We start from the raw sequence: 14,353 nt of genomic DNA on the forward strand, positions 1-14,353 counted from the left end.
GTAAAACATCTTGTGCAGAGAGCGCGGAGACATCAGGCATGCATAACGCCATCGCATGTAGCACAGAAGAGCGATGCGTATATAAAATTCCTTTAGGGTTACCGGTAGTTCCTGAGGTGTAGCATAAAGAGCTGGCTGTTGCTTCATCAAATTGAGGCCAGTCAAAGTCAGTCGAGTTTTCTGCTAATAGCTCATCAAAGAACAGTACATTAGGCAGTTTTTCGACGATACTATCATCTCGATCACTTAGACAAATGAAGTGTTCAACACCTTTGATATGCTCTTTGATTGCCATAATTAGCGGTAGGAAAGTAGTATCAAAAAATAGTACACGATCATCAGCGTCATTGATAATGTAGCTAAGCTGCTCAGGGAACAAACGTGGATTGATAGTATGGCAAACCATGCCACTGCCTGAAATGGCATACCAAGCTTCTAAATGACGTCGATTATTCCAAGCCAAAGTTGCTATGCGTTCTGATGATTTAAGACCCAGTGTAGCCAATGCATTGGCCAATCGTTTTGAGTTATCTGAGACAGTACGCCAATTGGTATGAGTCATCTGTCCATCGACTTCTTTGGACAAAACCGCCGTATCGCCATGATAACGGGCAGCGTGTTCGATTAGACCACTGATCAGCAATGGCTGGTACATCATTTTCCCTAACATAATACATTCCCTGTAGTTATTTGAAAGTCCGCTTATTCTTGCTACTGCATCGCCTGATGCGAAGAATAGGCCTCAACTAAGAATAATCAGAATTATTCTTTAAGACAAGCTAATATTATGTTCTCTATAGACAACAAAAAATTGTGACTTAACTTCAAAAACTTAATGATTACTCTATATAAATAGTTCTTATTTTCTCATCAAAAATTCATTAGCATCATGACTCGCTTAATTGACCATAAAATTTGGACAAAAAAATCCGACCACCTAAGTGATCGGATTTTTAATGTTTGGTGGAGATGGCGGGAGTTGAACCCGCGTCCGCCAGCATTACGCTCATGAATCTACATGTTTAGTTTCTGTCTTTAGTTTTAATCCGCACCGATCCGACAGTCAGGATGGATTGGACGATTCTCTACTTTTGAACCCAAGCAATTGAGACAATCACTTGTGGCGAGCCTACATGCGGACGCTTCAACTTAGTTAACCAACTGTAGGTGATCAGCAACTAAGTAAGCAGGGTTTAAGCTGCTAGAGCGTAAGTTTCGTCGTTTGCGACTATAACAATATATGTTTGATTAACGAGAGGACATACACTCTCGACATGCATCATTGAGTTTCATCACCAGCGTCGAAGCCAGAACATCCCCAATAAGACTGGCTATTATATAGGAGATATCGGTTAGGTTTCAACCTATAAGTAGCCTGCATTACATTACGTTACAGCTTAATGGGCTATGCTAAAACAGTGTTTAACCATTTGCCGATATTTTGAATCTGCGGCATACAGACTTGATGTGCCATCGGATACGTATTATAAGACACATTATAGTCCTTTGCCGACAATAACTGCTGGGCTTGCTCACCTAGGATGACAGGTACGACTGGATCATGAGAACCATGTTCAATCAAAATCGGCATGTCTTTATTGGCAGCACTATACTCAATATTGTCATTGGTTGCTAAGTAGGTAGAGAGCGTCATCAAGCCAGCCAAACGTTCTGGATAACCAAGTGCCACATGATACGCAACTGCCCCGCCCTGCGAAAACCCTGCGATAACGATATGCTCTGGTAACACGCCGCGCTCTATCTCACGACTGATCAAATCTTGTATCTGCTGAGCAGACTCTTCAATTTGAGCCACATCTACTTTACGCTCCAGACTCATCTCTATGATGTCGTACCATGCTGGCATCACCATGCCACCATTTACCGTGACTGGGCGTTTAGGGGCATGTGGGAAGATAAAACGTACTGCCATATCATCAGCCAAGCCAAGCTGCGGTACCACTGGCTCAAAATCATGACCGCTAGCACCTAAGCCATGTAGCCAAATCACTGCGCGATCTATCTTTTTTTGAGAGGGATTGTGCTCAACGACTACGGCGTCTAAATAGTTACTCATAGTTATCCTTAATAATGTAGTGAGATATGCCTTAAGCATTTCTATATTTTTTGCCAAAATAATGTGTGTGTCATTATATGGTCAATATCATCTGTTAGTTTGAGAGTATGGTCAATAGTGAGGTACTAAACGAACAATAGCAAAAATGAGAACAGTATAAGAAGACACGTATGATTTTACGACCGATAAGCTCAATACTATCAAGTGTAAATACTGTTAGCTGTCTATTCTTTAGTACATGTGCCTACAATTGTATCCGCATTAATGATAAGTTCTTACAAGACCAAATTCTTACACGGCTAAGCTTTTACAAGAATGCACGACCCTTAGCTTCTTTTGGCAAGTAGCAACCAATAGTCAAACGTTAATTTTTCAATTCCTATCCATACGTCTGATGGGATTTTTTTATAATTTTGCAGGAACATTTTACATGACAATTTCTAATAAATCAGCGCTTGAGCTGAGTAAACAGACGCCGGCTAAGGTTAATAAGATTAATCTCGCCTTACCTTTAACGCTGATCAGCTCATTATTGATAGTAGGCTGCACTACCGATAGCCGCTCAGTGCTCACATCAAAAGCCCCTTTATCGACAGCGCAACCGCAATCGTCCTTACCTGTCGCATATACCTATGGAGTGCGTCCGTTTTATCTGATAAATGATATGGATGAGGGACCACTAAAAGAAGAGCTACAGGCATGCAGAGGGCAACTGCCAAGTAAGACAGACTTCTCTATTGCGCATCGAGGTGCGCCATTACAGCTTCCTGAACATACTTATGATAGCTACGTGGCGTCAGCACAAATGGGTGCTGGCATCTTGGAATGTGATGTTGCTTTTACCAATGACGGTGAGCTTGTCTGTCGTCATGCCCAAAATGATTTGCACACCACTACTAATATATTAGCCACGCCGCTGGCCAAGCAATGTACCGTACCGCCCATCTTAGATGCTAAAGGCAAACTTACCAATGCCGATAGTATCGAATGTCGCACCTCAGATATCAGCGCTGCTCAGTTTAAAACCTTGACGGGTAAGATGGATGCTGCCAATAAAAAAGCAACCAGCCTTAGTGAATATATGAATGCGACTGCGCCTTGGCGAACGGATTTGTATTCACAAAATGGTCAGGTAATGACGTTAAAAGAGCATATCGCGTTGGCACGCAAGCTAGGTATGAAGCACACGCCTGAGCTAAAAGCACCCGCCGTGACCATGCCGTTTAACGGCTATCGTTTGAACGATTATCGCCAACAGCTGATAGATACTTATAAGGCAGCAAATGTACCTGCAAGCGATGTATTTGCCCAGTCATTCAATATAGAAGATCTTGATTACTGGATCAAAAACGAGCCAGCTTATGGGGCTAATGCCGTTTATCTGATTGATGACAGCAATGAGACCGCTAAGAGTAAAACATTTGATAAAAATGACGCAAGCACATGGAAGCATTCATTGGCTGATATCAAAGCACGTGGCATCAACACTATTGCTCCAGCCCTTTGGTTATTAGTCACTACTGATGGTAAGGGAAATATGCAACCATCAGAATACGCAAAACAAGCCAAAGCCAATGGTCTAAACATCATTACTTGGTCGATAGAGCGTTCAGGACCATTAACCGATGGTGGCGATTGGTACTATAGCGGTCTTAGCGATGCTATCAACAATGATGGTGATATGATGAATTATATTGACGTACTAGCGCAAGACGTCGGTGTCCAAGGTATTTTTTCAGACTGGCCCGCTACGGTGAGCTACTATGCCAACTGCAAAGGTCTTAAGTAGGTTTTCGCTTAGTCTATTAATAGACAGTCATGCTTAATCTTCGTTACCAAGGCCAGCTTACCCATTGAGCTGGCCTTTTTGTTGAATGTATTAAAATAATTACATCACAAACTGTCCACTTAACACCCTACTTTTCCATTAACTTTTCACACCATTTGACTCGTGGCAGCAAGAGCAACCTGCTGTTTTGTGCTACGATAATTTACTAAGCTTATAAGACGATGTAGAGACTATGACCCATATTTTACTGGTAGAAGATGATCCTGCGATCGCGATGTCGCTTAAGGTCACCTGCAAGCGCGAAGGCTGGCAAATAACTTGGCTGGATAACGCCAGTAGCGTGTTACCCATGCTGCATAGTCATGAAGCACAAGATCTATCGGCGATCATTATGGATGTCGGTCTGCCAGACGGTGACGGCTTAAGTCTATGTCAACAAATACGTCATACACCTGATATCGACGCCTTAAAAGATTTGCCTATCGTGTTTTTGACCGCGCGTAGCGATGAGGTCGATCGGATTTTGGGGTTGGAGATGGGTGGTGACGACTATTGCGCAAAACCCTTTAGTCCACGTGAATTGGTCGCGCGTTTAAAAGCCATTTGGCGCCGTGAACAGCTGATTCAGCAGTCAAGCTCTCATACTACAAATTCAGATGACAGTACTGATACTACTTCCTCGAATAACCTATCAGGACAGGCATTAACGTTTGAAAATCAATCTGGCGTTTGGCATTATCAACCGCTCAACTATTCATTAACGTGGCAAGAGCAAAAGCTTGAGCTTAGCAATACAGAACGCAAAATTTTGCTGACACTATTACAAGCGCCGCAGCAAGTCTTTAGCCGTGAGCAATTGCTTAGCGCAGTAAGCGACTATCCTGACCACCGCTTAGCACGCACGATAGACAGTCATATCAAATCAATTCGTAAACAGCTCGCTATGGTAGATGCTAATGTCGATGTCATCCATACGCATCGCGGACTGGGTTACGCACTATGTCCCGCTTAACGGTGGCTGCTAGTTTATGAATAATAAAATCAATCCTGCTGAGAATGATATTCATAATGACCAAAGCAATTGGTATGCCAAACTGCATCCTATTGGTACTGCTCAGCAAGCCCCTAAACGCAAACGACTGCTCAATTTAAGTATATTTTTTAGAATTTGGCTAGCCGTTGCGTTGGTGCTCGTCATATGCGGCGTGGTCGTGTTTACTCAGTTGTTTGGCTACGTTAAGCCAACCGCGCAGCAAGTCATCGAGGACACGCTCTTAGACACCAGTAAATTACTCGCGGCCAGTCTACACGTGCCGTTATCTACAGGACAGTTGTATGACGAGGAATATCAATCGCAACTTGATGCGGCATTTGTCGGCATGCCAGCGATGGGCGAAACGCTCAGTCCTGTCGATCAAACCAAAAGCTACAGTAGCTTTCGCGTATATGTGACAGACAGTAGCGGCATCGTCATTTATGACTCATTACCCAAACCTGATAATAATGAAGGGCAGAACTATGGACGCTGGAACGATGTCTATCTCACGTTAAAAGGACAATACGGCGCAAGAAGCACGCTGCGAGATTATCAGCGGCGCGATGGTTCAGTCATGTATGTGGCTCAGCCCATCAAAAATCCGTCTGGAGATATCATCGGTGTGGTCAGTGTCGGTAAGCCTGTCGCTAGCGTATTGCCTTATTTAGATGATACGCGTAACCGTATGCTCATCACCGCACTACTTATCAGTATCGCCGCCCTTATACTGGCAGGTCTAGTAGCATGGTGGCTCAAGCAGAGCATTACTTTAGTGACTCAATATACTAGCGCGCTGGCAGAAGACACCAAAAAGCCCTATTTCTATCTAGGTCATGAATTAAATAGCCTGACCGATACTATCGAGACCATGAAGCATCGACTCGAAAACCGTGCTTACGTCACCGATTACGTCCATACTTTGACCCATGAGCTAAAAAGCCCTTTGACCGCCATACGTGCCAGTAGCGAGCTGTTAGAGGACGATGGATTGGATGGCAATAAACTGGATAATGAAGATCGGCAGATGCTTATTGAGACGGTTGGTGAGCAAAGCGTAAAAATGCAACAGCTCATCGACCGACTTCTGTTGCTGGCTAAAGTAGAACAGCCTACCTTTAAGCTCAACCGACAACTGACTCCCTTATTACCACTTTTGCAAAGCCTGATCAAAGATAATACAGCCAAGCAGCAACAGCAGAATCTATATCCTATCGATATATATATTGATAATAAGAATGTGACCAATACTGCAAACTTGCCAGCAGAAATACTGGTAGCGACTAGTGTGTATGCTGACCAATTTTGGTTAATACAGGTACTGCAAAATGTGCTTGATAATGCGATACACTTTGCAAATCGTACCGTTGAGATTTCATTGCATAGCACTGCTCGAACCGTCACTATCGATATATTCAATGATGGTAAGCTGCTACCCGAATATGCTGTCGCAAAAGCTTTTGAGCGTTACTTCAGCTTGTCTCATCAAAGCCAACCCTCATCTCAAACAACTAATCACACAGACAGCAATGATCTATATACAGAGTCGGCAGATCCGACGACTGAGCCGAGGCAGACTGACCATAGTAGTAATACGCTTAAAAAAGGCACTGGCCTTGGTCTAACACTAGTGAAGCAAGTAATTGAACATCATGGTGGTCAGGTAGTCATCAATAATGTCCATGCCAATGATAATAAAGCTGGCACTGAAGAAGCTAGAGCTGATAAAACTGATACTGGTAAAAACCAGCGTTTTGGTGTGATGGTTAGTATTACCCTGCCCTTAGCTTGAGAATAATAACCTATAGTCGATTCAATTTAAGAGTAGTACAAGGCAACCGAATGCAGATATATATGTGATACTTCAAGCGAGGTTAACGCTGTAATACTTTTATAGTGGAATGACTATATAACAGTTCATCAACTTTCCATCATGACTACACAGGATTTCTACTTCATTGTTTTACGATAGCACTAGGATCTATTGAACCGTCAAATTCGTAAAGCAAATTAGGAGTAGAAAATCTATGTCACATCAATTAACGGATAACCCTATTATCAAGAGCCTAATCGGCTTTAGCCGTCATCATTGTACACAGACATTAACGAGCCAAAGCGTTGATAGTATTGAGTTTGGTCATTGGCTAGCGATTCCTAGTCAGCGGTTATTATTGGTATTTCGACATCAGCAGTGTGTGGCTATTGATGAGTATCAACTGGCAGCCTAATACTTTGCTCGCTCAACACATTAACTGTATTTAGGTAATACCTGTATTTTATTTGGACATAAAAAAGCCCTTTATCATTTCTAGTATTAAACTACTGGAAACAACAAAGGGCTGATTACTCTACGACAAAAATACTAAGTAATCGATTGTACTGGCGGCTTTACGTCGGCGTTTTGACCACGGTGACGCAGATAATGATCAAGCACTACAATCGCTAGCATCGCTTCGGCAATGGGCGTAGCACGCACACCAACGCAAGGATCATGACGACCCTTAGTCAGCATATCGACTGCCTCACCTTGAGTGTTGATGCTCTTGCCAGCAGTGGTAATACTAGACGTTGGTTTTAGCGCAATACTCACACGGATATCTTGCCCTGATGAGATCCCGCCCAAGACACCACCAGCATGGTTGGCTGCAAATCCATCTGGGGTCAGCTCATCACGAGCGCTATGTCCGAATTGACCTGCCACCGCCATCCCATCGCCAATCTCGACGCCTTTCACCGCATTGATACTCATCATCGCATGAGCGATATCTGCATCTAAACGATCAAATACTGGCTCGCCTAAGCCTACTGGCACACCGCTCGCAATGATATCAAGGCGCGCACCGCAACTGGTGCCTTCACGGCGCAAGTTATCAATCAAGGTTTCAAAACGGCCAATCGCTTCTTTGTCTGCACAAAAGAACGGATTGCTATTTACAAATTCCCAATCAATTTGGCTTGGGTCTAAGACATTACTATGCTCATTGCCAATCTGAGTCACGTGACCACGAATTTGCACGCCTAGACGTTCTTGCAAATACTTCTTTGCGATAGCACCAGCTGCTACACGCATAGCCGTCTCACGCGCTGACGAACGACCGCCACCACGATAGTCACGGAAGCCATATTTCATACTATAAGTATAGTCAGCGTGTCCAGGACGGAAAGTATCTTTGATATCGCTATAGTCTTTAGATTTTTGATTGGTATTGCGAATCAATAAACCGATAGACGTACCTGTGGTTTTGCCTTCAAATACGCCAGAGATAATCTCAACTTCATCAGACTCACGGCGCTGGGTTGAATACTTAGACGTACCCGGTTTGCGACGATCCAAATCTACTTGTAGGTCGTCTGCAGATAATGCTAAACCTGGTGGTACGCCATCAACGATGGCCATAAGGCCTGCGCCATGTGACTCACCGCAAGTGGTGACCGTAAAAACCTGCCCAATACTATTGCCTGCCATAACTGTCCTTAAACAAGTAAACGCTACTGATGACTATTTGACCAATCACTCATGGTTATTGCTTGTGTTGCTTATAATGAGTGATTGTAGTTGTTGCTTATAGTTTCGGCTCATGCAGCCGACGTCTATTTAACCTAATATTTGTCTACTGAAGGCTATCTAATAGCTGAACATAAGAGGCAAACAATTGACGGTTTGAGACTAGCTCATCATAGGTAATCGCAAAGACACCATGCCCGCCATGTGCAAACTTCAACCAATCAAACTGGATTTCAGGATAGGCTTGTTTTAGGGCCCATTCGCTGTCACCTACCTCACAGATCAGTAAACCATCTGGGCTAAGGTAATCTGGCGCTTCAAATAAGATACGATGTACCAAATCTAAGCCATCTTGACCAGCTGCTAGTGCATGCTCAGGCTCATATAAGAACTCAGGCGGCAAATCTGCCATGATAGCAGCGTCTACGTACGGCGGATTGGTGACGATAAGCTCATACTGGTTCTCAGCAGGTATCTTGGCAAACAAATCAGACTCGATTACGTTTACTTGATGGCCAAGGTCATGATGATCTACGTTGACCATTGCCACTTCTAATGCGCCTTTATCGATATCAACGGCATCGACCAACGCATCAACGAAACGGGTAGCAAGCGCGATAGCGATACAACCAGAGCCAGTACACAAGTCCAAGATACGCTCAGGCTGCGACAACTGCTTTACATCTAAACCATGATCATAGAATACCGCTGACTTTTCATTCGGGCTGACACCCAGTGGTTTGGCCAACTCGGTAACTTCAAAGTACGGATGGAACTGCTGACGAATCAACTCTGCAATCGGTGAACGAGGGATAAGAACACGCTCATCAACATAAAAAGGCAGGTCGCAGAAATACGATAAGTTAATCAAATAACTGAGTGGCTTACGCTCAGCGATACGCTCTTCTAACAGCCCTAGTACCAACTGCTTCTCAGAGGTAGTCAGACGACAGTCTAAAATCTGCTCATTGGCAGACCAATCGAGAGACAAAGAATGCAAGACAATGGCTGACGCTTCTGCAAACTCATCGGTCGTGCCTTGTGCAACAACGACGTCATAATTACGCAGCTGCGTGACTGAAAAACGAATAAAGTCGCGAATACTGACGAGCTGCTCACGTGCTTCGTTTAGCTCTGCATGTAAGTTAGCAAATTCATCGTGCTCACCAAGAAGTCCAGTCTCTAAATCATACTCCATCTCACCGTCTAAGCCCTCAGACTCATCATTGAAGTATTGGTTTTGAAACTCTTCTGCACTCATTGTTTGGTCTTCTGACATATCGCACCTTGTGGATTAACTGCTAGCGGGTTAAATTGCTTTCTGCTAAAAATCGTTATATTAAATAAAATTCAGTCATACATTATAGACGTAAACCTCTAGTAGCGCCAATAACTGTCATTTTTACTTGCACAAAAAATAGTGCGAATAATGAACAGTTTGCGTAAGAATCGAGCACGACGCCATACACACCTTGGTTAAATTATTACCCAACTGTAGCGAATACGTCAGCAGTTGACGTTTGGCAAGTCTTAAATGCAAAAAGATGTGTCAAAAGTTTGCGATGCAATCAAATTATGCGCATAATAGCCGCATTAGTAGCAACCACAAGTGACTCAATATGATGAAAATAAAGCCAATTATTACTGCCATATCTATCGCAGCTGTAAGTGCTAGTGTAGCCGCACTTGCTGCACCTGCCGATAGTACTCGCACATTGCCAGTACGCACGGCCGACGCTATGCCAGGTCTTGCCAAAAAGGTTAGCCTTAATGTGCAAGAAAACCGTAGTCGCTCAGATGGCGCTGCTACTGTACAGTTAAATACAGAGAAAGCGAAACCAGTCGACAGCATGAACCAGCTTATCAATAATAAGCAAGAAGCCAACCAAAACGTGCCAGCCCCAGTTGCTGATAATATGAGTGCAGCAGAACTAACGCGTAAAGATGAGCAAGCTGACCGCAATGATGACATTAGTGAAGGTCAAGCCGTCGCTGCGCCTAGCGACCTATCATCTATCGACTCGTCTGATCCACTCGCTTTTGAGTTACCAGAGAGTGAGAAGCGTCAAGACTTTAGCGATGATCCAACCATCAAAAACATCGAAGACAAAGATGGTAAGAAACATACAACGCTGAACTTGTCGAACTATGCCAAGCAAGTGAACGGTGCAGTCTGGTCACCTAATATGAAAGTCAACTCAGCGATGACCATTAAAATGCAGGCGCTGCTCGATTGGAACCATGCTTCTCCTGGTCCTATCGATGGCGGTTGGGGCATGAACAGCAAAAAAGCCCTTGTTAACTTCCAAACCATGAAAGGCTTGCCAGCGACTGGTAAAATGGATCAAAAAACTTGGGACGCCTTGGTTAAAAACATTCCTGCAAACAAACCTGTACTGGTCACTTATACGTTGACCGCAGACGATATCAATACCAATTTTGCGACCACACCTTCTGGTTCAGAAGCGAAGTCAAAAATGAAAGGTCTTTATTATCAAGACATTAAAGAGATGCTAGGTGAACGTTTCCATATGGATGTACGTTACTTAGACAAACTCAACAAAAATAAAAAGTACGCTGTTGGCGAGACTATCACAGTACTAAATACTCGCGACAAGCTGAACCAACGTATCAATCGCGTTGTCGCCAACAAAGCCGACAAAACATTGTATGCCTATAATGGTGACAAATTGGTTGCTACTTATCCGACGACCGTTGGTAGCGATGCCACACCGTCTCCAAAAGGCACGTTCAAAATTATCAATAAAGTAAAAATGCCTTGGTATAAATCAACCGTTGGTGAAGGCGCTCAAAAGAAAGTTCATATGATAGCACCAGGACCAAACAACCCAGTCGGTGTCGTTTGGATGGGATTATCTAAGCCTTCTTACGGTTTACATGGCTCACCAGTACCTGAAGGTATCAGTCGTCAGGGCTCAGCAGGTTGTGTTCGTTTGACCAACTGGGATGTGTTAGAAGTATATGCCAATATCGAAAATGGCGCGGTTGTCGAACTTCAATAAATAGAACTGTATTAAATCTAGCTTCGATGCTAGTTAGCAAATATTTTTAATGATGACAAAAAAGACCTCAATATTGAGGTCTTTTTTGTTTGTTGATGGGCGGTTCTACTTTACATCGATAACACTGCTTGTCTTTGTGTCTTACTGTTCGCCTTTATGTCTTATAGCCTTCCTCATTGCCAGTAATACTGCCAATTTTTTTGGTAAAGAATAACCCTGCAGGTATCGAAGCTAGAACGCCCAATCCCACTGCTATTTGAATATGAAATATCTCATCGAACCCTGTAATGAGAGCACCAATCATAAAAAGTCCGATAGTCACAGTAGCTGCCATTGAGTAGATGACAGAAAATAACGGCCAGTTCATAAATTATTCCTTATCTTTATTGTGGATATAATATATTTAACCTTAATTCCACAAAAAAAGTAAGTATTTATCGTGAACCCTTGTAGCATCTATATTGAATGACTTTAGAATAAAAACCATGCTATTATTAAGGTTTTAGACTTAATCATAAGAAATACCAGTTCTTACTCCCACCTTCTCTCAACTCTTTTTTATATTTTCAAGAATCTCCTATATCTTTATCTATTTATCATTACAATAATGACTTTCTTTATCTACTAAGAACGCTATCTGCTATGTCCTCATCTAAAAAAAACACTGCGCCTAACTCAGTGGATCAAAACGATTCATCAATCGCTACTGACGCCTCTCACAATCAAGACGCGACAATTGACCCAGTAGTTGATGATGCCGCTGTAGACAATAATGAAAGCGAAGACAATCAACACAAGCAATCGACTGATACAGATAGCAAAACAGACTCCGAAGTAGACACTGAATGTGCGCAGCCACCTGACGCCGAGATAACGATGGAAACCATCAGTGACGATGTGGTCGTAGCAACATTGGAGTCGACAGAACCTGAGTCACAATCAAATACTGAAGCATCAGAGGTTGCAGAGTCAGAAACTATAGAAGCGAAAGAAAAGTCCGATTTCTTCCAGTCGGATACGGCAGAAACAACAGAAAAAAGTGCTCGAGATGATAGTGATGCTGAAGTAACGGTAGAAGTAGAAGACGACCCTGCTGATGACACAAACATTGCAGCACAGTCATCAGATAACAAAATAGCCAATCAACAAAAAACAAAAAACAAATCTAGTCGCAATAATGACCATCAAAATAATGACTCAGAGGATAATAATCAAAGTAAAGAAACCGATGTAGAAGACAGCGACGCTCAAAAGTCTCAAGGTGAAAGTGACGAAGATGAGGTTCAAGAGGAAAAAGAAGCCAAACTTGAGTCTTATAAGCAATTTGTCGCCGAGCAATTCAGCAATCAAAAGGTAGATTACCCAGAAGTACGGGTTAGGATTGAGGCAAACGCGCTGCCTAGCAAGATGTACTTCATCATGAACATTTTGTCTGCCATCATTGCCAGTTATGGGCTAGTGACCAATTCAGCAGCCGTAGTCATCGGAGCGATGCTGGTTGCGATGATGCTAGGTCCTATCACGGGTATAGCCCTAGCGATTATCGATCACCGTATGCCACTGCTACGTAAGTCGCTCTTTACCGTTATTATCGGTGTCTCATTGGTGGTATTGGTCGGCTTTATCGTTGGTTGGCTACATAAAGACCAACCGCTAACGGCAGAAATCCTATCTCGCACCCAGCCTACTTCCATGGATTTGATGATTGCCTTAGCAGGTGGCACGGCTGGTGCGTATGCGATGGTATCTCCGCATCTCTCGGTTGCGGTTGTTGGCGTTGCAGTTGCCACAGCCTTAGTACCACCACTGGCTGCGAGTGGTATCTTGCTCGCCAATGGTGAGATGCAACTCGGGCTTGGCGCGCTATTATTGGCAGCGACCAACATTCTTGCTATCCAGTTTACCAATGCGCTTGTATTGTGGGTATTAGGCTTCCGTCGTTTGGTCGATGACGATTATAAGTCCAATACCTATCTGACTTTTTTGCAGCGGAATGCTGTGACCTTGTTGCTACTTGGCGGCCTAGGTGCCTACTTGACTATCAACCTACAGACCAATGCCAAGCAGCAAGTATTTGAGAGTAGTGTCAAAGAAACCATCAACAACTACTTTATCGACCAAGGCAATGTATTGACCAATACGCAGTTTGATACCTCAGAAGAGAACCAAGTGGTGCGAGCAATCGTACGTGGAGAGACTTTGCCGAGTTCATATGACGTACGCCAGATTGAAACGCTCATTACTCAAGATATGGCAGAGAATTTCCCAGAGTACTTGCCAATCAAGCTCCAATTACGTTATTTGCCTGTACAAGTAATCGAGTCCAATCCAACCACACAAGACAAACTGGATGAAACCGATGCGGCGATTTTGACCAATTAATGCTTAGGGCGTGTCCTCAATTAGCACATTGACACATTTAGTGGCCTTAAAATGGCTAAATTTTGTCAAACATCGTCAGAATTCTTGTCAATATGTTCATATTTACAGCGAATACTTCCTTGTTTGTCTGCAATTTTTCTCATGTTAAGCCCCGCAATCTAAGTGATGACACGCCCCAGTTTATCCTCAATAGCCTACACCTCATCCTCAATAGCCTACACCTCATCCTCAAAGACGTATCTACAGTCGCCATCCTCAAATATGCTCATAAGACCATTGGTGTTCTCACTAAAATGGCCAACTCATCACTGAATCCTTACTATCCACATGATTGTTTACACTTCACAAATTAAATATACAAAAACAGCAAGCTTTTTAACTAAATGTATAGGTTGCACTTGATGGCTGACTTCTATCGAATACCGTGTTAGTATCTAGGATTTTTTTTAAAGCCTTACTGCCATGATTTTGTTATCTGACGCTCAATCGTCTGGCAATAAACCATCGAATCCTATATTTCGCGCTACAACAATTAAGGCAAGTT

At 43.2% G+C, this 14,353-nt stretch carries 11 protein-coding genes and 1 other RNA gene; 6 read left to right on the top strand and 6 right to left on the bottom strand.

Features of this window, described 5'->3' with window-relative positions; all coding sequences use genetic code 11:
• The 3 genes from JMY00_RS09665 to JMY00_RS09675 all read right to left on the bottom strand — a co-directional run.
• Positions 1–670 (bottom strand): AMP-binding protein (locus JMY00_RS09665; protein WP_201580022.1); only part of this gene is annotated, 670 nt, incomplete at its 3' end.
• A 291-nt stretch (positions 671–961) separates the two neighbouring features.
• Positions 962–1,320: a transfer-messenger RNA gene (gene ssrA / locus JMY00_RS09670) on the bottom strand.
• An 85-nt stretch (positions 1,321–1,405) separates the two neighbouring features.
• Positions 1,406–2,077: a dienelactone hydrolase family protein gene (locus JMY00_RS09675; RefSeq protein ID WP_201580023.1), complete on the bottom strand. Its 672-nt coding sequence runs from the start codon at positions 2,075–2,077 to the stop codon at positions 1,406–1,408.
• Between the two features lie 430 nt (positions 2,078–2,507).
• Here JMY00_RS09675 and JMY00_RS09680 point away from each other — a divergent pair, with 430 nt between their 5' ends.
• The 4 genes from JMY00_RS09680 to JMY00_RS09695 all read left to right on the top strand — a co-directional run bounded on the left by JMY00_RS09680 (position 2,508) and on the right by JMY00_RS09695 (position 7,127).
• Positions 2,508–3,866: a glycerophosphodiester phosphodiesterase family protein gene (locus JMY00_RS09680; RefSeq protein ID WP_201580024.1), complete on the top strand. Its 1,359-nt coding sequence runs from the start codon at positions 2,508–2,510 to the stop codon at positions 3,864–3,866.
• A 232-nt stretch (positions 3,867–4,098) separates the two neighbouring features.
• On the top strand, positions 4,099–4,878 hold the full coding sequence (locus JMY00_RS09685) for a response regulator (RefSeq protein ID WP_201580025.1): 780 nt from the start codon (positions 4,099–4,101) through the stop codon (positions 4,876–4,878).
• 16 nt (positions 4,879–4,894) lie between these two features.
• Positions 4,895–6,691, top strand: coding sequence for a two-component system sensor histidine kinase CreC (creC, locus tag JMY00_RS09690; RefSeq protein WP_201580026.1), 1,797 nt, complete (start codon positions 4,895–4,897; stop codon positions 6,689–6,691).
• Between the two features lie 235 nt (positions 6,692–6,926).
• Positions 6,927–7,127, top strand: coding sequence for a hypothetical protein (locus tag JMY00_RS09695; RefSeq protein ID WP_201580027.1), 201 nt, complete (start codon positions 6,927–6,929; stop codon positions 7,125–7,127).
• A 134-nt stretch (positions 7,128–7,261) separates the two neighbouring features.
• Here the strand turns inward: JMY00_RS09695 and aroC are convergent, their stop codons facing one another.
• Both aroC and prmB read right to left on the bottom strand, forming a co-directional pair.
• Positions 7,262–8,365 carry a chorismate synthase gene (gene aroC, locus JMY00_RS09700; protein ID WP_093068921.1) on the bottom strand — a complete coding sequence of 368 codons (1,104 nt, stop codon included), beginning with the start codon at positions 8,363–8,365 and terminating at the stop codon, positions 7,262–7,264.
• Between the two features lie 145 nt (positions 8,366–8,510).
• Positions 8,511–9,683, bottom strand: coding sequence for a 50S ribosomal protein L3 N(5)-glutamine methyltransferase (gene prmB, locus JMY00_RS09705; protein ID WP_101206117.1), 1,173 nt, complete (start codon positions 9,681–9,683; stop codon positions 8,511–8,513).
• 340 nt (positions 9,684–10,023) lie between these two features.
• Here prmB and JMY00_RS09710 point away from each other — a divergent pair, with 340 nt between their 5' ends.
• Complete coding sequence (locus JMY00_RS09710; protein ID WP_201580028.1) at positions 10,024–11,427, top strand: L,D-transpeptidase family protein; 1,404 nt, start codon at positions 10,024–10,026, stop codon at positions 11,425–11,427.
• A 154-nt stretch (positions 11,428–11,581) separates the two neighbouring features.
• Here JMY00_RS09710 and JMY00_RS09715 read toward each other — a convergent pair whose 3' ends face one another.
• A complete protein-coding gene (locus JMY00_RS09715; RefSeq protein WP_102094255.1) occupies positions 11,582–11,794 on the bottom strand; it encodes a hypothetical protein in 213 nt (70 codons plus the stop codon).
• Positions 11,795–12,069: 275 nt separating this feature from the next.
• Between JMY00_RS09715 and JMY00_RS09720 the strand changes: the two genes are divergently transcribed.
• Positions 12,070–13,809: a DUF389 domain-containing protein gene (locus tag JMY00_RS09720; RefSeq protein ID WP_201580029.1), complete on the top strand. Its 1,740-nt coding sequence runs from the start codon at positions 12,070–12,072 to the stop codon at positions 13,807–13,809.
• The last annotated feature ends 544 nt before the right edge of the window (positions 13,810–14,353 follow it).

The organism is Psychrobacter sp. Pi2-52 (genome assembly GCF_904846705.1).
In the GTDB taxonomy this organism is placed as follows: domain Bacteria; phylum Pseudomonadota; class Gammaproteobacteria; order Pseudomonadales; family Moraxellaceae; genus Psychrobacter.